This window comes from Acrocarpospora catenulata (assembly GCF_018476525.1).
GTDB classification, from domain to species: Bacteria; Actinomycetota; Actinomycetes; order Streptosporangiales; family Streptosporangiaceae; genus Acrocarpospora; species Acrocarpospora catenulata.
In genome coordinates, this window is sequence record NZ_JAHCST010000002.1 from 322,612 (window position 1) to 345,669 (window position 23,058).

1 protein-coding gene is annotated in these 23,058 nt (G+C 70.8%); it reads right to left on the minus strand.

The genetic code is table 11. The features are described from left to right. Positions 1-5: 5 nt before the first annotated feature. Positions 6-23,018: a type I polyketide synthase gene (locus KIP79_RS46420; RefSeq protein ID WP_250212578.1), complete on the minus strand. Its 23,013-nt coding sequence runs from the start codon at positions 23,016-23,018 to the stop codon at positions 6-8. Between the last annotated feature and the right edge of the window lie 40 nt (positions 23,019-23,058).

A 23,058-nucleotide genomic window follows, 5' to 3' on the forward strand; every position in this document is an offset into this window, starting at 1 on the left:
CGGGGTCACAGATCTTTCGAGCGGCCCAGCTCGTTGTCGATGAAACTCAGGATTTCCTCGGTGCTCGCAGATTCGAGCATGTCGGCGACCGCGATTTCACTAGTCTCCGTGTCGCTCTCGCTCACCATCGCCAGCAGTTGACGCAGCCGGGTCGCGATGCCGTTGCGAGTGAGCTCATCGAGGGCGTTGCCGGAGAGAACGGCCTCGACCCTGTCGAGATCACCCAGCACCGTCGGCTCTTCCGCGGTGTCCGCCTCGGGCGCCATCTCCGTCACGATGTGCTCGGCGAGGCTGGCGGGGGTGGGGTAGTCGAAGATGAGCGTCACCGGCAGCCGCAGCCCCGTCGCCGCGTTCAGCCGGTTACGCAGCTCGACCGTGGTGAGCGAGTCGAAGCCCAGCTCGCGGAACTCCCGTCCCTCCTCGATCGCGTCCGCCGACGCGTGCCCGAGCACCGCCGCCGCCTGCGACCGCACCAGCTCCACCACCAGCCAGATCTGCTCGGCCTTCGCCATACCGGCCAGCTGCCGGGACAGCGCCTCGCCCGCGTCGCCAGCCGCCGACCCCGACGCCGCCGTGCGGCGGGTGCCGCGTACCAGCCCGCGGAACAGCGGCGGGACCAGCTGGGCGGGCATCGGCGGCAGGTTCATCGGGACCGGGAGCACCAGCGGCGAATCCGAGCCGATGGCCGTGTCGAACAGGGCCAGCCCCTGCTCGGTGGTGATGGGCGGCAGTCCGGCGGCGGTCATCCGCTGGACCTCGGCCTGCGACAAGCTCCCGATCATGCCGCTGGTCTGCGCCCACAATCCCCAGGCCAGGGAGAGACCCGGCAGTCCTTGAGCGCGGCGGGTGGCCATCAACGCGTCCAGCCAGACGTTGGCCGCCGCGTAGTTGCCCTGACCGGCGTTGCCCGTCACACCGGCCAGTGAGGAGAAGACCATGAAGTCGGCCAGGTCCAGGTCCTGGGTCAGCTCGTGCAGGTGCCAGGCGGCGTCCACCTTCGGCCGCAGCACCGACTCCAGGCCCTCCGGCGTCAGCGACGCGATGGTCCCGTCCGCGAGCACACCCGCGGTGTGGATCACCGCGGTCAGCGGATGCTCGGCGCCGATTCCCGCCAGCAGCGCCGCCACCTGGTCCCGGTCGGCCACATCGCAGGCGGCGATGGTCACGTGCGCGCCCAGTTCCTGCGCCAGCTCGCGTGCGCCGGCCGCTTCCAGGCCTCTCCGGCTGACCAGCAGCAGGTGCCGTACGCCGTGCTCGGCCACCAGATGCCGGGCCACCTCCGCGCCCAGACCACCGGTGCCACCGGTTATCAGCACGGTGCCTTCCGGGTTCCAGCGGCGCGGCATGGTCAGGACGATCTTGCCGGTGTGGCGGGCCTGGCTCATGAACCGGAACGCCTCACGGCCCCGGCGCACATCCCACGCCGTGACGGGTAGCGGTCGCAGCTCACCGGTCGCGAACAGCCCTGCCAGCTCGGTCAGGATCTCCCGCAACCGCTCCGGTCCGGCGTCCATCATGTCGAACCAGTGGTACGTCAGCCCGGGGAACTGCTCCTGGTCACGGATGTCGAGCTTGCCCATCTCGATGAAACGGCCACCCGGACGCAGCAGACGCACAGTGGCGTCGATGAACTCGCCGGTCAGCGAGTTGAGGACCACATCGATCCCCCGCCCGCCGAACTTCTCCTCGAACTCCAGGGTGCGGGAGGAGGCGATGTGATCGTCCGGGATGCCCAGCGAGCGGAGGACGTCCCACTTGGCCGGGCTGGCCGTGACGAACACCTCCACCCCCAGGCGTTGAGCCAGCTGGATCGCCGCCATGCCCACACCGCCCGCCCCGGCGTGCACCAGCAGTGACTCACCCGGCCGCAACCCGGCCAGATCCATCAGCCCGTAATAGGACGTCAGGAACGCCACCGGAATCGTCGCCGCCTGCTCGAAGGAGACCCCGTCGGGCACCTTCGCCAGGGCCGTGGCCGCGGCGACGACCACCGGGCCGAACGCGCCCTCGGCCAGACCCATCACGCGGTCTCCCGGGACCAGGTCCTCCACTCCAGGGCCGACTTCCATGACCACGCCGGCGGCCTCGCTGCCCATCAGACTGGCCATGTCCTGGTACCAGCCCAGCGCGTTGAGCCCGTCCAGCAGGTCCCGGAAGTTGACGCCCGTCGCGTGTACCGCGACGCGCACCTGTCCGGCTCCCAGCGGTTCCGCCGCCCTCGGGAAGGGAAGCAGTTCCAGCGCGTCCAGGCTGCCCTTGGCCTGACTGCCCAGCCGCCACGGCACCCCTGCCGGAGGCACCAGACCCGCCCCCGACACCAGCGACGCCAACCGCGGCACCCGCACCCCACCGGCACGCAGCGCCACCTGCGGCTCATCGCAGGCCAGCACCCCGGCCAGCACCGAGCCCGGCAGCTCACCATCGACATCCACCAGGACGAACCGCCCCGGATTCTCCGACTGCGCACTACGGACAAGACCCCACACCGCGGCAGCCGCCAGATCGGCGACCGCCTCGCCCTCACCGGCCGAGACCGCGCCGCGCGTCACGAACACCAGCCGCGAGCCCGCCAACCGCTCGTCGGCAAGCCACCCCTGCAAGAGTTCCAGCGCCGAAGCGGTCACCTGATGCGCGCAGGCCACCGCGTCCCCGGCCGGATCGGTCACGATCCCGGCCAGCACCACACCCGGCACCGGATCCGCTTCGGCCAGCGCCGACAGATCCGGATGAACCTCGGCCTGCTCCGTGGCAAGACCCAGCGGGTCGGGGCCGACCACCGCCACCGGCACCGGATCGGCCTCCGGAAGATCCGAAAGCGCGGCCCATTCCAGCCGGAACAGCCCGTCTCCCATCGTCGCCTGGCCACCGGCCGCGGTTGCGAGCTGATCCGCCGAGAACGAACGCAGCGCCAGCGACCGCGCCGACACCACCGGCGCGCCCGCCGCGTCCACCGCCACCAGCTCCACCGAGTCGGCGGCGGTGCGGACCAGCCGGACCCGCAACACCGACGCTCCCACGGCCTCCAGGGACACCCCGGTCCAGGAGAACGGCACCAGGCCACCCCCGGAATCGTCGAGCCCGGCGAAGGCCACCACGTGCAACGCCGCGTCCAGCAGCGCCGGATGCAACCCGAACGTCCCCGCCTCCGACTGCGCCTGCTCGGGCAACGCGACCTCGGCGAAGACCTCACCGTCAGATCCGCGCCAGGCCGCCCGCAGCCCCCGGAACACCGGGCCGTAGTCGAACCCGTCCGCGACCAGGTCCTCGTACAACCCGTCCAGCTCTATCGCGGTCGCGCCCCGTGGCGGCCAGATCGCGGCGTCGAACGACCCGGCTTCCGCGGAACCGGTCGCGAGCATGCCGGTGGCGTGCCGTACCCACGGGACGTCGTCGGCGGCTTCCGCCGAGCGAGCGTAGACGTTCACGTTCCGGCGGCCCGACTCGTCGGGCGCGCTCACCGACACCTGCACCGCGACCGCGTCGTCCGCGTTCAGCACCAGCGGCGCGGTCAGGGTCAGCTCCTCCACCAGGTCACAGCCGACCTGGTCACCCGCCCGGATCGCCAGCTCCAGGAACCCGGTGCCCGGGAAGATCATCATCCCGGCCACCGCGTGATCGGCCAGCCACGGATGCGACCGCACCGACAGACGGCCGGTCAGCAGCACCCCGTCGGAGTCGGCCAGGCCCACCGCCGCACCCAGCAGCGGATGACCGGCCACCGCCAGCCCTGCCGCCGCCACGTTACCCACCTGAGACGCCAGCCCCTTGGGCCAGAACCACTGATGCTGGAAGGCGTACGTCGGCAGGTCCACCCGGCGCCCGCGCGGCAGCAGCGCCCGCCAGTCCACCGCCACCCCGTGCACGTGCAACTCGGCCAGCGCCGTCATCACCGCCGTGTGCTCATCCCTGTCCTTACGCAGCGTCGGCACCAGCGCCACATCGGCGTCGGGTACGTCCACCGCGAGGGTGCCGGCGGCCATGGCGGCCAGCACCCCGTCAGGGCCCAGCTCCAGATAGGCCCGTACGCCCTGAGCGTGCAGCGTGCGGACGCCGTCGGCGAAGCGGACCGCGCCACGGACCTGGTCCACCCAGTAGCCCGGCGAGCACACCTGCTCGGCCGTGGCCGCCTCCCCGGTAAATGTCGACACGATCGGGATACGCGGCGGGTTGTAGGTGAGCCTGCCGGCCACCGTGCGGAAGTCCGCCAGCATCGGATCCATCAACGGCGAGTGGAACGCGTGCGACACCCGCAACCGCCGCGTCTTGACCCCGCGCTCCTCCAGCCTGGCGGCGACCTCAAGGACCGGCTGCTCGGCCCCGGAGAGCACCAGCGAGGCAGGACCGTTCACCGCCGCGATCGACACCTCATCCGAACGACCGGCCAGCAGGTCGGCGACCTGGTCTTCCGACGCCTGGACCGCGACCATCGCCCCACCCGCGGGAAGGGCCTGCATCAGCCGCGCCCGGGCTGCCACCAGCGCACACGCGTCGCTCAGTGAGAGCACCCCGGCCACATGCGCAGCCGTGATCTCCCCGATCGAATGACCGGCCAGCACCTCCGGCCGCACACCCCACGAGGACACCAACCGGAACAGCGCGGTCTCCACCGCGAACAGCGCCGGCTGCGCCCACCCCGTCTGGTCCAGCGACTCCGACTCGGTGAACATCACATCGCGCAACGATCCGTCGAGCAGTGGGTCCAGCTCGGCGATCACCTCGTCCAGAGCCTCGGCGAACACCGGGAAGCGGTCGTACAGCTCCCGGCCCATGCCCGCCCGCTGGCTGCCCTGACCGGTGAACAACACCGCGAGCTTCGGCTCCGTCGCGGCCACGCCGCGCAGCACACCCGCGCCCGGCCGGTCCTCGGTCAGCGCGCCCAGCCCGGCCAGCAGACCATCGCGATCACTGGCCAGCACCACCGCACGATGCTCGAACGCCGACCGCGTCGTCGCGAGCGAGAACGCCACATCGGCCAAGGCCGGCTCGTCGTGGGCCGCCACATGCGCGGCCAGCCGGTCGGCCTGCGCCCGCAGCACCTCTGCCGTACGGGCCGACACCAGCACCGGCACCACCTCGGTGACCGGTTCCCGATCCACCGCACCCGGCTCGGCCTGCGGTCCTTCCTCCAAGATCACGTGGGCGTTGGTGCCGCTGATCCCGAAGGAGGAGACACCGGCCCTGCGGGGGTGACCGTTCCGGGGCCACTCAGCCGGCTCGGTCAGCAGTTCCACCGCGCCCGAGGTCCAGTCCACGTGCGAGGACGGCTCGTCCACGTGCAGCGTCTTGGGCAGCATGCCGTGGCGCATCGCCAGCACCATCTTGATCACACCGGCGACGCCCGCGGCGGCCTGGGTGTGACCGAAGTTGGACTTGATCGCGCCCACCAGCAGCGGCCGATCCTGCGGCCGATCCTTGCCGTAGGTCGCCAGCAGCGCCTGCGCCTCGATCGGGTCACCCAGCTTCGTACCCGTGCCGTGCGCCTCCACCGCGTCCACCTCGGACGGCGACAACCCGGAAACCGCCAGCGCCTGCCGGATCACCCGCTGCTGCGAAGGACCGTTCGGCGCGGTCAGGCCGTTGGACGCGCCGTCCTGGTTGATCGCCGACCCACGCACCACCGCCAGCACCTCGTGCCCGTTGCGGCGAGCGTCCGACAACCGCTCCAGCACCACCACACCCACGCCCTCGGACCAGGTCGTGCCGTCGGCGGCGTCGGAGAACGCCTTGCACCGCCCGTCAGGCGACAGGACGCCTTGTGCGCTGAACCCCATGAACCCGAACGGGGTGGTCATCACCGTGACACCGCCGGCCAGCGCCAGGCCGCACTCGCCCGAGCGCAGCGCCTGCGCCGCCATGTGCATCGCCACCAGCGACGACGAACAGGCGGTGTCCACCGTCACCGCCGGACCCTCCAGACCCAGGGTGTACGAGAGACGGCCGGACAGCACGCTGGCCGACATTCCGGTCATGGCATGACCCTGCACATCGGGTGCGGCGTTCATCACCAAACTCGCATAGTCCTGGCCGTTGGTGCCGACGAAGACCCCGGTGGAGCTGCCCTTCAGTGAGACGGGGTCGATCCCGGCCCGCTCGACGGCCTCCCACACCCCCTCCAGCAGCAACCGCTGCTGCGGGTCCATCGCCAGCGCCTCACGCGGCGAGATCCCGAAGAACCCGGCGTCGAACCCGGCCGCGTCCGCCAGGAATCCGCCCTGGATGTCCAGGTCCGTCCCGGAGAGCATGCTCAGGTCCCAGCCACGATCGGCCGGGGCCGGCGAGATCGCGTCCGCACCCTCGGACAGCAACCGCCACAGACCCTCCGGCGAATCCACCCCACCGGGGAACCGGCAGCTCATCCCCACGATCACGATCGGATCGTTCGTCACCGGCGCCATCGCCGTGGGCACCACCACATCGGCGCCCTCGCCGAACAACTCGTTCAGGAGGAACTCCGCCAGCACGATCGGCGTCGGGTAGTCGAACACCAGCGTCGTCGGCAACCGCAGCCCGGTCGCGATGTTCAGCCGGTTACGCAGCTCGACCGCGGTGAGGGAGTCGAAGCCCAGCTCACGGAACTCCCGCCGCGCCTGGACCGCCTCTGCCGAGGTGTACCCCAGCACCACCGCCGCCTGCGCGCGAACCAGCTCCGTCAGCACCCGGACCTGCTCGGCCTTCGCCAACCCGGCCAGCCGCCGCAGCAGCTCCCCGTCGCCGTCCACCGGTACGGAGACCGCCGACCGGCGACCCGTACGGACGAGGCCCCGCAGCAGATGCGGCACCTCGGGGAACGTACGCAGAACCGCGAGTTGCAGCCGCGTCGCCACCACCGCCGCGTGAACCGTCGTGGCGGCCGTCTCGAAGGCCGCCAGGCCCTGCTCGGCCGACAACGCCGGCATGCCCGCCCGCGCCATCCGGCGCAGCTCGATCGCGCCAAGACCGCCGGTCAGCCCGGTCTCCTGCTCCCACAGGCCCCAGGCCAGCGACAGTCCCGCCAGGCCCCGTGCCCGGCGCGACTCGGCCAGCGCGTCCAGGAACGCGTTCGCCGCCGCGTAGTTGCCCTGACCGGCGTTGCCCAGCACCCCGGCGAAAGAGGAGAACAGCACGAACGCGGCCAGATCCCGGCCCTCGGTCAGCTCGTGCAGGTGCCAGGCGGCGTCCACCTTCGGCCGCAGGACCGTGTCCAGACCCTCCGCCGTCAACGACGGAATCGTCCCGTCGGCCAGCACACCAGCGGTGTGCACGACCGCCGTCAGGGGATGACCCGCGTCGATCCCGGCCAGCAACGCCGCGACCTGATCACGATCGGCCACGTCACAGGCGACGATCTCGACCTCGGCGCCATGCGCGATCAGCTCCGCCTGCAACTCCAGCGCACCCGGAGCCTCCAGGCCCCGGCGACTGGTCAGCAGCAGACGCCGTACGCCACGCTCGGCCACCACATGGCGAGCGAACAGCGCACCCAGACCACCGGTCCCGCCGGTGATCAACACCGTGCCATCCGGATCCCACGGCCGCTCCACCGTCTCCGCAGGCGTCAGACGCGCCAGACGCGGAACCCGTACCTCGTCCCCGCGTACCGCCACCTGCGGCTCGCCGCAGGCCAGTACCCCGGCCAGCACCGAGTCAGACAGCTCACCATCGACATCGACCAGCACGAACCGGCCCGGGTTCTCCGAGTGCGCCGACCGCACCAGGCCCCACACCGCCGCGGCCGGCAGATCAGTGACCGTCTCGCCGTCGCCCGTCGCCACCGCACCCCGAGTGACCACCACCAGAGGCGAATCAGCGAACCGGTCGTCAGCCAGCCACCCCTGCAGCAAAGTGAGAACGCGCGCGGTCAGCGCGTGCGCCGCCTCCACCGTCTCACCGTCGGAGGCGACCTCCGTCAGCACCACACCCGACCCCACCAGGGGCGAGAGATCCGGCGAGTCCAGGTCAAGCACCGTCACCGGCGCCGGGTCGGCTTCCGGCAGACCGCCGACCACGGACCAGTCCACCCGGAACAGTTCGTCCCGCCCGGCCCCACGGCCGTCGGAGCCGGCGAGCCGCTCATCGGACATCGGCCGCAGCACCACCGGCCGCGCCGACACCACCGGCGCGCCCGACCTGTCCACGGCCATCAGCGACACCGAATCGCCATCGGCCCTGGCCAGCCGCACGCGGAGCATCGTTGCCCCACTCGCGTACAGGCGCACCTCACCCCACGAGAACGGCAACCGGCCTCGCTCGGCATCGTCCAGCCCGGCGAACGGCACCGTGTGCAACGCCGCGTCCAGCAACGCCGGGTGCAACCCGAACGTCTCCGCTCCGCTGACCTGCTCCGGCAAGCTCAGCTCGGCGAAGATCTCACCATCAGACCCCCGCCAGGCCGCCCGCAGACCCCGGAACGCCGGACCGTACGCCAGCCCCTCCTCCGCCATTTCCTCGTAGAACCCGTCCAGCTCGATCGCGGACGCCCCAGCAGGCGGCCACACCGCCGCATCGAACGAACCAGCATCCACAGCATCGGTCGCGAGCATGCCAGTGGCGTGCAGCACCCACGGCAGGTCATCGGCCGCGTCCGCCGAACGCGCATAGATGTTCACCGGGCGACGGCCTGACTGCTCCGCAGCCTCGACCCACACCTGCACCGCGACCGCGTCACCCTCGCCCAACAACAGGGGCGTGGTCAGAAGCTCCTCGACCACATCGCAGCCGACCTGGTCACCCGCCAGGACGGCAAGCTCCACGAACACGCTGCCCGGCACCATCACCGTCCCGGCCACCACGTAGTCGGCCAGCCACGAATGCGACGAGAGCGACAACCGCCCCGTCAGCACCACCCCATCGGAATCGGCCCGGGGCATCACCGCGCCCAGCAGCGGATGCCTCGTCGCGTCCAGACCCAGAACACGGACATCACCGCTCTGCTGGGCGTTGGGCCAGTACCGCTGGTGCTGGAAGGCGTAGGTCGGCAGATCGACCCGGCGTCCACCCGGCAGCACGCTCTTCCAGTCCACCTCGATACCGCGGACGAACAGTTCGGCGGCCGAGATCAGCACCCGGTCCAGCCCGCCCTCGTCACGCCGCAAGGTCCCAGTGATCACGGCGTCCACCGCGGCCTCGTCCACGCATTCGCCGATGCCGATCGTCAGCACCGGGTGCGGGCTCACCTCGACAAACGCCCGGTACCGCTGCTCCAGCAGTTCCCCGACGGCCGGGGCGAAGTTGACCGTGTTGCGCAGGTTGTCACACCAGTACGCCGCGTCGAGTTCCGGACCTTCCACCCACTGGCCGGTCACGGTCGACAGCATCGGCACCCGCACCGACTGTGGAGCCACCTCCGCCAGGACCTGGGCCAGTTCCGCACCGATCAGATCGACCTGGGCCGAGTGCGAGGCGTAGTCCACCGCGATCCGCCGGACCCGCACCTCCTCAGCGGTCAGACGCTCCACCAGCTCCTCGACGGCTCGCAGTTCACCGGCCACCACCACTGAGCGAGGGCCGTTGATCGCCGCGACCGACACCCGTCCGTCCCAGCCGGCCAGCCGCTCACGTACCTGCTCGACCGGCAACGGCACCGACGCCATCGCCCCGAGCCCGGCCAGCCGGTCGGCGATCAGACGGCTGCGCAACGCCACCACCCGCGCCCCGTCCTGCAACGACAGACCACCCGCGACCACCGCAGCCGCGATCTCACCCTGAGAGTGACCGACCACGGCGTGGGGCCGAACCCCCAGTGACTCCCAGAGCGCAGCCAACGACACCATCACCGCGAAGGACACCGGCTGGACCACATCCACCCGATCCAGCGAGGGAGCGTCCTCGGCCTGGCGGATCACGTCCAGCAGCGACCAGTCCACGAACGGCTCAAGCGCAGCCGCGCACTCGGCCATCCGACCGGCGAAGATCGGCGACTCCTCAAGCAGGGCGGCACCCATGCCCGCCCACTGGGCTCCCTGACCCGGGAACACCCACACCGACTTCCCGACGACGTCGGCCGCACCTCGGACCACATCCGTCGCCGACTCACCGGACTCGACCGCCGACAGGCCCGCCAGCAGTTCCTGACGGTCACGGCCGACCACCACCGCGCGGTGCTCGAACGCCGACCGTGTCGTCGCCAGCGAGAACGCGATGTCGGCCAGCCCCAGAGCGGGCTCACCGTTCAGGTGGGACGCGAGACGCCCGGCCTGTGCCCGCAACGCCTGACCTGTCTTCGCCGACAGCACCCACGGCACGACACCCGGCGCCTGCTCCTCCGGCTCCGCCTCAGGAGTCTCCGGCCCCTGCTCCAAGATCACGTGCGCGTTGGTGCCGCTGATCCCGAACGAGGAGACACCGGCCCGGCGCGGGTGACCGTTCTTCTGCCACTCCACCGGCTCGGTCAGCAGTTCCACCGCGCCCGAGGTCCAGTCCACGTGTGAGGACGGCGTATCGACGTGCAGCGTCTTGGGTAGCACGCCATGCCGGAGAGCCATGACCATCTTGATCACGCCTGCCACGCCCGCGGCGGCCTGGGTGTGACCGATGTTCGACTTGATCGACCCAAGAAGCAGCGGCCGGTCCTCGTCCCGATTCTGCCCGTAGGTCGCCAGCAGCGCCTGCGCCTCGATCGGGTCACCCAGCGTCGTACCGGTCCCGTGCGCCTCGACCGCGTCCACCTCCGCAGGGGAGAGCCCAGCGACGGCCAGTGCCTGGCGGATCACCCGCTGCTGCGACGGACCGTTCGGCGCGGTCAGACCGTTGGACGCGCCGTCCTGGTTGACCGCCGAGCCACGCACGATGGCGAGCACCTGGTGGCCGTTACGGCGGGCGTCCGACAGCCGCTCCAGCAGCAGCATGCCCACGCCCTCGGAATAGCTGGTGCCGTCCGCCGCGTCAGCGAAGGACTTACACCGGCCGTTGGGGGCCAGCCCGCCCTGCGCGCTGAAGCCGACGAACACGCCCGGCGAGGCCATCACGGTCACACCGCCGGCCAGCGCCAGATCGCACTCACCCGACCGCAGTGCCTGCGCCGCAAGGTGCATCGCCACCAGCGACGAAGAACACGCGGTGTCCACCGTCACCGCCGGACCATCCAACCCCAGCGTGTACGAAATACGGCCGGTGACGACGCTTCCCGCGGTACCGGTGCTGATGAAGCCCATCGCCTCCGGCGGGAGTTCCGTGGCCATCCCGTAGTCGTGATACATCACGCCGGCGAACACGCCCGTGTGGCTGCCGCGCAGCGAGACCGGGTCGATCCCGGCCCGCTCGACCGCCTCCCAGGACGCCTCCAGCAGCAGCCGCTGCTGCGGGTCCATCGCCAGCGCCTCATGGGGCGAGATCCCGAAGAAGCCAGGATCGAACTGGGTGGCGCTCTCCAGGAAGCCGCCCTCGAGCACATAGCTGGTGCCCGGGTTATCCCGATCCGGGCTGTACAACGCCCCGAGGTCCCAGCCGCGCGTGGTCGGGAACTCGCCGATGCCGTCCCCGCCTTCGGCCACCAACCGCCACAGATCCTCTGGAGAGTTGACCTCGCCAGGGAAGCGGCACGACATGCCCACGATCACGATGGGGTCGTTGGTTACCGACACTATCGCCGTGGGCACCACCACATCGGCGCCCTCGCCGAACAACTCGTTCAGGAGGAACTCCGCCAGCGCCACCGGGGTCGGGTAGTCGAACACCAGCGTGGACGGCAACCGCAACCCGGTCGCGGCGTTCAGCCGGTTACGCAGCTCCACCGCCGTCAGGCTGTCGAAGCCCAGCTCACGGAACTCCCGCCGCACCTCCACCGTCTCGGGCGAGACGTGCCCGAGCACCATGGCCGCCTCGGTGCGCACCAGGTCCACCATGACCTCGGCGCGCTCGGCCGCCCCCAGGGGAGCCAGCCGATTCAGCAACGTCGCCGCGACCACCGAACCGGACGCCGCCGACCGCCGACCGGCCCGGACGAGACCTCGCAGCAACGCGGGGACCTCGCCGAAGGCGCGCATCGCGGGCAGATCCATCCGGACGGGAACCAGCACCGCGTGCCCAAGGGACCCGAGTGCGGTGGCGACATCGAACAGCGCCATGCCTTGCTCGACGGAGAGCGGCGGCATGCCCGTACGGGTGATCCTCCGCATGTCGACATCGCTCAGCGTGCCGGTCAAGCCGGTGTCCTGAGTCCAGGGACCCCACACCAGCGACAGGGCGGCCAGGCCCTCGGCCCTGCGTGACTGGGCGAGTGCGTCCAAGAACGTGTTCGAGGCCGCGTAGTTGGCCTGACCGGGCGAACCCAGGACACCCGACAGCGAGGAGTACAGGATGAACGCCGCGAGGTCCAGGTCCTTGGTGAGCTCGTGCAGGTGCCAGGCGGCGTCCACCTTGGGACGCAGCACCGCGTCCAGCCGCTCCGGCGTCAGCGAGGGAATCGTGCCGTCATCCAGCACACCGGCGGTGTGAATGACCGCGGTCAGCGGATGAGCGGCATCCACGCCGGCCAGCAGAGCCGCCACCTGATCCCGGTCGGCCATGTCGCACGCCGCGACCGTGGCCTCGACGCCGTGCGCGATCAGCTCGGCCTGCAGCTCCACCGCACCCGGAGCCTCCAAGCCCCGGCGACTGGTCAGCAGCAGATGCCGCACCCCGCGCTCGGCCACCAGATGCCGGGCCAGATGACCGCCCAGGCCACCGGTGCCACCGGTGATCAGGACTGTTCCGTCCGGATTCCATGGCTGTTCCGCCGCCTCCTGCGCCGGTGCCATGCGGGTCAGGCGCGGGACCCGCACCGTACTCTCACGCACCGCCGCCTGCGGTTCACCGGAGGCCAGCACCACGGCCAGCGACGCCGAGGACAGTTCCGCATCGGTGTCGACCAGCACGAACCGGCCCGGGTTCTCCCACTGCGCCGACCGCACCAGACCCCACACCGCGGCAGCCGCCAGATCGGCGACCACCTCGCCCTCCCGCGCCTCGACCGCGCCCCGAGTGACGAACACCAGCCGCGAAGCCTCGAACCGCTCATCGGCCAAGCACTGCTGGAGCAGGCCGAGGACGTGAGCGACCAGCTCGTGTGTCGACTCCACCACGTTCTCGGCGTCGGCCGACCCGACGGTGACCATGACCACGTCCGGCGCCGGATCCAGCGAGGCGAGCTCCCCGGTCAGCTCGACCACACTCGTGTCGGCCGCCGGGACCGGCGCCTCCGAGAGCGAGATCCAGTCCAGCCCGAACATGGAGTCCCGCCCGGTCTCCGGGCCGCTGCCGGCGGCGGCGAGCTGGTCGGCCGAGACCGGCCGCAGCACCAGGGACCGTGCCGACAGCACCGGCTGCCCATTGGCATCCACCACGCTCACCGACACGGCGTCCTCGCCCACCTTGGCCAGGTGCACCCGCAGCAGCGCCGCTCCGGTGGCGTACAGGCTCACCTCCTGCCAGGAGAACGGCAGCCGCGTACCCGCCGTGGTGTCCAGCCCGGCGAAGGTGACCGCGTGCAGGGCAGCGTCCAGCAGCGCCGGATGCACCCCGAACGCACCGGCGTCCATCTGCGCCTGCTCCGGCAGAGCGACCTCGGCGAAGACCTCACCGCCGGCGCCCTGCCAGGCCGCCCGCAGGCCCTGGAACACCTCGCCGTAGCCGAGCGGGCTGTCGGCCAGCAGGTTGTAGAAGCCGTCCAGCGCGATCGCGGTCGCGCCGACCGGCGGCCACACCGTCGCGTCGAACGGTGCGGCGGTCCGCGCTTGGGTGGCGAGCGTGCCGGTGGCATGCCGTACCCAGGGCACATCGTCACCGGCCTCCGCCGGACGGGAGAAGACGCTCACGCTCCGGCGGCCGGTCTCCTCCGGGGCGCCCACCGCGATCTGCACCGCGACCGCGTCGCCCTCGGTGAGAACCAGTGGAGCCGCCAGCGTCAGTTCCTCCACCAGGTCGCAGCCGACCTGATCGCCCGCCTGGATCGCCAGCTCAAGGAATCCGGTGCCCGGGAAGAACACCATCCCGGCCACCTTGTGGTCGGCCAGCCACGGATGCGACGACAGCGACAACCGCCCGGCCAGCACGACCCCGCCGGAATCGGCCAGGCCCATGGTGGCGCCCAGCAGCGGATGGCGCACCGCCGCCAGTCCCGCCGCGGATACGTTCCCCATGCTCATACCGACACCAGCGGACCAGTACCGGTGGCGCTGGAAGGCGTAGGTGGGCAGGTCCACCTGGCGTCCGCCGGTCAGTACCGCCCGCCAGTCCACCGCGATGCCACGGACGAACAGCTCGGCGGCCGAGACCAGGACACGGTCCAGCCCGCCCTCGTCACGACGCAGCGTCCCGGAAATCACCGCATCCACTGCGGCCTCGTCCACGCATTCGCCGATGCCGATCGTCAGCACCGGGTGCGTGCTCACCTCGACAAACGCCCGGTACCGCTGCTCCAGCAGCTGCCCGATCGCTGGGGCGAAGTTGACCGTGTTGCGCAGGTTGTCACACCAGTACCCCGCGTCGAGTTCCGGCCCCTCCACCCACTGGCCGGTCACGGTCGACAGCATCGGCACCCGCACCGCGCGCGGAGCCACTTCCGCCAGGACCTGGGCCAGTTCCTCACCGATCAGATCGACCTGAGCCGAATGCGAGGCATAGTCCACCGTGATACGGCGAACCCGCACCCCATCCTCGGTCAGACGCTCCACCAGCTCCTCGACGGCTTGCACCTCACCGGCCACCACCACCGAATTCGGGCCGTTGACCGCCGCGACCGACACCCGCCCATCCCAGGACGACAGCCGTTCCCACACCTGCTCGGCCGGCAGCGCCACCGAGGCCATCGCCCCGAGCCCGGCCAGCCGGTCGGCGATCAAGCGGCTGCGCAACGCCACCACCCGGGCGCCGTCCTGCAACGACAGACCGCCCGCGACTACCGCGGCGGCGATCTCGCCCTGAGAGTGGCCGATCACCGCGTCAGGACGGATCCCCAGGGACTCCCAGACCGCAGCCAGGGAGACCATCACCGCGAACGACACCGGTTGGACCACATCCACCCGATCCAACGACGGAGCGTCCTCGGCCTGCCGGATCACATCCAGCAGCGACCAGTCCACGAACGGCTCCAGCGCCGCCGCACACTCCGCCATCCGACCCGCGAAGACCGGCGACTCCTCAAGCAGGGCGGCACCCATGCCCGCCCACTGGGCTCCCTGACCCGGGAACACCCACACCATCCGGCCGTCCACATCGGACACGCCCAGGACCACACCCGTCGCCGACTCGCCGGCCTCGACCGCGGCAAGGCCCGCCAGCAACTCCGCACGGTCGGCCCCGACCACCACCGCACGGTGCTCGAACGCCGATCGCGTCGTCACCAGCGAGAACGCCGTGTCCACCGGATGCAGATCGCTGTGCGTCGTCAAGTACGCACTCAGGCGAGCCGCCTGATCGTGCAGCGCCTGGCCGGTCTTGCCCGAGATCACCCACGGCACCACACCCGCCACCGGCGCCGGGTCCGCCACGCCCGGCTCGGCCTGCGGTGCTTCCGGCCCCGCTTCCAAGATCATGTGTGCGTTCGTGCCGCTGACCCCGAACGACGACACACCCACCCGCCGTGGACGACCCGTCTCCGGCCACTCCCGCTGCTCGGTCAGCACCTCGACCGCGCCGGAGTCCCAGTCCACGTGCGAGGACACCGCGTCCACGTGCAGCGTCTTCGGCAGCACGCCATGCCGCATGGCCATGACCATCTTGATCACACTGGCCACACCCGCCGCCGCCTGCGAGTGGCCGATGTTCGACTTGATCGAGCCCAGCAGCAGCGGACGGTCGTCCGACCGCTCCTGGCCGTAGGTGGCCAGCAGCGCCTGCGCCTCGATCGGGTCACCCAGGACCGTGCCGGTCCCGTGTGCCTCGACCGCGTCCACCTCGGACGGCGACACTCCGGCATTGGCCAGCGCCTGACGGATCACCCGGCGCTGGGACGGGCCGTTCGGCGCCGTCAGGCCGTTGGACGCACCGTCCTGGTTGATCGCCGACCCGCGCACGATCGCCAGCACCTGATGCCCGTTGCGCTGCGCGTCCGACAACCGCTCCAGCATCACCAGGCCGACGCCCTCGGACCACCCGATACCGTCCGCCGAATCGGAGAACGCCTTGCACCGGGCATCCGACGCCAGCCCGCCCTGCTCGTCGAACTCCGCGAACGCCGCGAGGGTGGCCATTACCGTCACGCCTCCGGCGAGTGCGCGTGAGCACTCCCCGTTGCGCATGGCCTGCGCCGCCAGGTGGATGGTCACCAGCGACGACGAGCAGGCGGTGTCCACCGTCACCGCCGGGCCCTCAAGACCGAAGGTGTAGGAGATCCGGCCGGACGCGACACTGGCGAGCTGGCCGGTCATGATGTGGCCGAGAGACTCCTCGCCGAGCATGTAGCTTGAGGCGACGGCACCGATGTAGACCCCGGTGTCGCTGCCCCGCAACGAGTGCGGATCGATGCCGGCCCGCTCGAAGGTCTCCCAGGCGGTCTCCAGCAGCAGGCGTTGCTGCGGGTCCATCGCCAGCGCCTCGCGTGGCGAGATCCGGAAGAACTCCGCGTCGAACTGGGGCGCGTCGAAGATGAACCCGCCCTTCAGGCCCAGATCGGTGAAGCTCTCCCAGCCGCGGTCGCTCGGGATCGTCGTGATGGCGTCCTGTCCTTCCAGGACCAGCTGCCACAGGTCCTCCGGGGAGTTCACCCCGCCGGGATAACGGCAGGCCATCGAGACGATGGCGATCGGGTCCTCCCCGGTAGAGACCGCGGCCACCGGCACGATGACGTCGCCGTGCGCGCCGAGCACCTCGCTCAGGAGGTGCTCTCCCAGCGCGGCGGGGGTGGGGTAGTCGAAGACGAGAGTGGACGGCAGGCGCAGTCCGGTGGCCAGGTTGAGCCGGTTGCGCAGCTCGATCGCGGTCAGCGAGTCGAAGCCCAGCTCGCGGAACTCCCGCCGGACGTCCACCGCCGATGGGTCGGCGTGTCCGAGGACGGCGGCGGCCTGAGCCCGGACCAGGTCGACCACGAACCGGGTCCGCTCGGTCTGTGTCAGGCCGGCCAGTTGCCGTAGCAGCCCTCCTTCATCGGCAGCGGGCGCCGACGCCGCCGTACGGCGGGTGCTCCGCACGAGGCCGCGCAGCAGCGGCGGGACCAGTTGGGCGGGCATCGCCGGCAGGTTCATCGGGACCGGGAGCACCAGAGGTGAATCCGACCCCAGTGACGTGTCGAGCAACGCCATCCCCTGCTCGGGGGTGATCAGCAGTAGCCCGGTGGCGGTCATCCGCTGCACGTCTGCCTGCGTCATGCCCCCGGTCATCCCGGTGGCCTCCGCCCACAACCCCCACGCCAGCGACAGGCCCGGCAGTCCCTGGGCCCGGCGGGTGGCCATCAACGCGTCCAGCCACACATTGGCCGCCGCGTAGTTGCCCTGACCGGCGTTGCCCATCACGCCGGCCAGTGAGGAGAACACCACGAAGCCGGCCAGATCAAGATCCGCGGTGAGCTCGTGCAGGTGCCAGGCGGCGTCCACCTTCGGCCGCAGCACCGACTCCAGCCGCTCAGGCGTCAGCGAAGTGATGGTTCCGTCTTCGAGGAGTCCGGCCGCGTGAATCACCGCGGTCAGCGGATGCTCGGTGCCGATCCCGGCCAGCAAACCGGCCACCGCATCCCGATCGGCCATGTCGCAGGCGGCGATGGTCACGTGCGCGCCCTGCGCGGCCAGTTCCTGCGCAAGCTCACGTGCGCCGGCCGCTTCCAGGCCCCTTCGGCTGGTCAGTAGCAGGTGCCGTACGTCGTGCTCGGCCACCAGGTGCCGGGCCACCTCCGCACCCAGAACACCGGTGCCGCCGGTGATCAGCACGGTGCCTTCGGGGTTCCACTGCCGGGGCATCGTCAGGACGATCTTGCCGGTGTGCCGGGCCTGGCTCATGAACCGGAACGCCTCACGGCCCCGCCGCACATCCCACGCCGTCACCGGCAACGGCCGCAACTCACCCGCCGCGACCAACCCCGCCAGCTCGACCAGGATTTCGTGCAACCGCTCCTGCCCGGCATCTGTCACGTCGAACCACTGATAAACCAGCTCCGGGAACTGGTCCTGGCTGCGGATGTCCAGCTTGCCCAGCTCCACGAACCGGCCACCCGGACGCAGCAACCGCGCGGAAGCGTCGATGAAGTCGCCGGTCAGCGAGTTGAGGACCACATCGATCCCGCGCTCCCCGCACACCGAACGGAAGCGCTCCTCGAACTCCATACTCCGCGAGGAGGCGATGTGATCATCGGGGATGCCCAGCGAGCGCAGCACGTCCCACTTGGCCGGGCTGGCTGTGGCGAACACCTCCACTCCCAGCCGCTGAGCCAGCTGGATCGCCGCCATGCCGGTCCCTCCGGCACCCGCGTGTACCAGCAGCGACTCGCCCGGCTGCAGCCCGGCCAGATCCATCAGCCCGTAATAGGACGTCAGGAACGCCACCGGAATCGTCGCCGCCTGCTCGAAGGAGACCCCGTCGGGGATCTTCACCAAGGCCGTGGACTCGGCGACGACCACCGGGCCGAACGCGCCCTCGGCCAGACCCATCACCCGGTCCCCCGGACGCAGGTCCTCCACCTCGGAGCCGACCTCCAGCACCACGCCGGCGGCCTCGCTGCCCATCAGACTGACCACGTCCTGGAACCAGCCCAGCGCGTTGAGTCCGTCCAGCAGGTCACGGAAGTTGATTCCCGCGGCGTGCACCGCGACGCGCACCTGGCCGGCTCCCAGCGGTTCCGCCACCTTCGGGAAGGGGAGCAACTCCAGGGCGTCCAGGCTGCCCTTGGTCTGGCTGCCCAGCCGCCACGGCACCCCCGTCGGAGGCACCAGCCCCGAGCCCGACACCAGCGACGCCAACCGCGGCACCCGCACCTCACCCGCACGCACCACCGCCTGCGACTCGTCCGAGGACAGAACCGCGAGCAGTACGTCGCGTAAAGCCGCGAGCGAGGACTCCTGACCATCCACGTCGACCAGGACGAACCGGCCCGGGTTCTCCGACTGCGCCGACCGCACCAGACCCCACACCGCCGCAGCCGCCAGATCGGCGACCGCCTCACCTTCACCCGCCGACACCGCATTCCGCGTCACGAAGAGCAACCGCGAATCGCTGAACCGCTCCTCGGCCAGCCAGCCCTGGAGCAGGCTCAACACGTCAGCGGTCACCCCGTGCGCCGCCGCCACCGCGTCCGCCATCGGCTCGGTGACGACCTCGACCAGCACCACATCCGGCACCGGACCCACTTCGGCCAGCGCCGACAGATCACGATGAACAGCGACTGACTCCCACGTCCCCGCAAGACCCAGCACATCCGGCTCAAACCCGGCAAAACCGGCTACCGCCATCGACACCGGATCGACTGCGGGGAGCTCCGACAGCGGAGTCCAGTCCAACCGGAACAGCCCGTCCCGCGTCGCCGGTGCCCCACCCGCGGCGACCTGATCAGGGGAGAACGCACGGAGCACCAGCGAGCTCACGGACAGCACCGGCTCTCCGGCGGCGTCCACCGCGCTCAGCGACACCGTGTCTTCGCCCACCTTGGCCAGCCGGACGCGCAGCAGCGCCGCTCCGGTGGCGTACAGGCTCACCTCCTGCCAGGAGAACGGCAACCGCGTACCCGCCGTGACGTCCAGCCCGGCGAACGTTGACGCATGCAACGCCGAATCCAGCAAAGCCGGATGCACTCCGAACGCACCCGCGTCCGACTGCGCCTGCTCGGGCAGCGCGACCTCGGCGAACACCTCGCCGCCCGCGCCCCACCAGGCCGCCTGCAACCCCTGGAACACCGGGCCGTAGACGAGCGAACTCTCGGCCATCCGCTTGTAGAAGCCGTCCAGCTCGATCGCGGTCGCGCCGGCCGGCGGCCACACCGCCGCATCGAACGGCACCGCGGCCCGGCCACCCGTGGCGAGCGTGCCGGTGGCGTGCCGTACCCACTTCACCTCGTCGTCCGCCTCGGCGGGCCGGGCGTAGATGTTCACGCTCCGCCTGCCGGTCTCCTCCGGCGCACCCACCGCGATCTGGACCGCGACCGCGTCGTTCTCGCCCAGCACCAGCGGCGCGACCAGCGTCAGCTCCTCGACCACATCGCAGCCGACCTGGTCACCCGCCCGGACCGCCAGCTCAAGGAAGCCGGTGCCGGGGAAGAACACCATCCCCGCCACCAGGTGATCGGCCAGCCAAGGATGCGACTTCACCGACAGGCGGCCGGTCAGCAGCACGCCGTCCGAGTCGGCCAGACTCACAGCGGCGCCCAGCAGCGGGTGCCTGGTCGCGGACAGGCCCAGAACACGGGCGTCACCGCTCTGCTGGGCGGCGTTCGGCCAGTACCGCTGGTGCTGGAAGGCATAGGTCGGCAGATCGACCCGGCGACCGCCCGGCAGCAGTGCCCGCCAGTCCACCGTCACACCGCGTACGAACAACTCTGCGGCCGAGACCAGAACCCGGTCCAGCCCGCCCTCGTCCCGGCGCAACGTCCCGGCGATCACCGCGTCCACCGCGGCCTCGTCCACGCACTCGCCGATGCCGATCGTGAGCACCGGGTGCGGGCTCACCTCCACGAACACGCGGTGGCGCTGCTCCAGCAGTTCCCCGATCGCCGGGGCGAAGGCCACCGTGTTGCGCAGGTTGTCACACCAGTACGCCGCGTCGAGTTCCAGCCCCTTCAGCCACTGACCGGTCACGGTCGACAGCATCGGCACCCGCGCCGGCTGCGGCACCACCCCGGTCAGGACCTGGGCCAGCTCCCCACCGATCAGATCGACCTGAGCCGAATGCGACGCATAGTCCACCGCGATACGGCGAACCCGCACCCCCTCACCCGACCATCGCTCCACCAAGTCTTCAACGGCCTGCACTTCACCGGCCACCACCACTGAGCGAGGGCCGTTGATCGCCGCGACCGACACCCGCCCATCCCAGGACGACAGCCGCTCACGCACCTGCTCGACCGGCAACGCCACCGACGCCATCGCGCCAAGCCCGGCCAGCCGCTCCCCGATCAGACGGCTGCGCAACGCCACCACCCGGGCACCGTCATCCAACGACAGACCACCCGCCACCACCGCGGCCGCGATCTCGCCCTGCGAATGACCCACCACCGCGTCGGGGCGAACACCCAGCGACTCCCACACCGCCGCCAGCGACACCATCACCGCGAACGACACCGGCTGGACCACATCCACCCGATCCAGCGACGGAGCACCCTCCACCTGGCGGATCACGTCCAGCAGCGACCAGTCCACGAACGGCTCCAACGCCGCCGCGCACTCCGCCATCCGATCCGCGAAGACCGGCGACTCCTCAAGCAGGGCGGCACCCATGCCCGCCCACTGCGCCCCCTGGCCTGGGAACACCCACACCGACTTACCGACGACATCGGCCACACCCTCGACCACGCCGCCGGCCGCAGGCTCACCCGAGGCAACCGCGCCCAAGCCCGCCACCAGCTCGCCGCGATCGCCACCGACCACCACCGCACGGTGCTCGAACACCGACCGCGACACCACCAGCGAGAACGCCGTATCGACCGGGTCCAGGTCGCCGGCCTCCACATGCGCAGCCAGACGACGCGCCTGACCACGCAACGACTCAGGGGTCTTCGCGGACAGCACCCACGGCACCACACCCGGCGCCCGGTCCTGCGGAGTCTCCTCCCCTTCCGGTGTTTCCGGTGCTTGTTCGAGGATGATGTGCGCGTTGGTGCCGCTGATCCCGAACGAGGACACACCCGCCCGGCGCGGATGACCGTTCTGCTGCCACTCCACCGGCTCGGTCAGCAGCTCCACCGCACCGGCCGACCAGTCCACGTGCGAGGACGGTTCCGTCACGTGCAGCGTCTTGGGCAGCACACCATGCTGGAGGGCCAGGACCATCTTGATCACACCGGCCACGCCCGCAGCCGCCTGCGTGTGGCCGAGGTTCGACTTGATCGACCCAAGAAGCAGCGGCCGACCCTCCTCCCGGTCCTGGCCATAGGTCGCCAGCAGCGCCTGCGCCTCGATCGGGTCACCCAGCGTCGTACCCGTACCGTGGCCTTCGACCGCGTCCACCTCGGACGGCGAGAGCCCGGCACCGGCCAGCGCCTGCCGGATCACCCGCTGCTGCGAAGGACCGTTCGGCGCGGTCAACCCGTTGGAAGCGCCGTCCTGGTTGATCGCCGAACTACGCATCACCGCCAATACCGGGTGACCGTTGCGCCGCGCGTCCGACAGCCGCTCCAGCACCAGCATGCCCACACCCTCGGACCAGCTGGTGCCGTCCGCGGTGTCGGAGAACGCCTTGGACCGGCCGTCGGGCGCCATTCCGCCCTGCGCGCTGAAACCTACGAAGACCATGGGCGATGTCATCACCGTCACACCGCCGGCCAGCGCCAGGCTGCACTCGCCCGACCGCAGCGCCTGCGCCGCCATGTGCATCGAGACCAGGGACGACGAGCAGGCGGTGTCCACCGTCACCGCCGGGCCCTCCAACCCCAGCGTGTACGACAGACGGCCGGACAACACACTGGCGGCCAGACCGGTGACACCGTGGCCCTGGAGATCCGCCTGAGCGTGCATGACCAGACTCATGTAGTCCTGGCCGTTGGTGCCCACGAACACGCCGGTGTGGCTGCCCTTCAGCGAGACCGGGTCGATCCCGGCCCGCTCGATCGCCTCCCAGGACGTCTCCAGCAGCACCCGCTGCTGTGGATCCATCGCCAGCGCCTCACGCGGCGAGATGCCGAAGAACCCGGCGTCGAACTCCGCCGCGTCCGCCAGGAACCCACCCTGGTCGATCGCGCCACCCAGCCCTGCCGCCCCTCCCAGATCCCAGCCCCGATCGGCCGGGGACGGCGAGATCGCGTCCTCACCCTCGATCAGTAGCCGCCACAAACCCTCAGGAGAACTGACCCCGGCCGGAAAGCGGCACGCCATCGACACGATGGCGATCGGCTCGCGCTTACCCGACTCCACCTCTTCGAGCCGCCGACGGGTGTCGTGCAGGTCGGCGGCGATCGACTTGAGGTAGTCAACGAGCTTCAGGTCTTCCGACATGGGCGAAGCCCTCCAGAGTACTCGCGCATGAGCCGCGCGA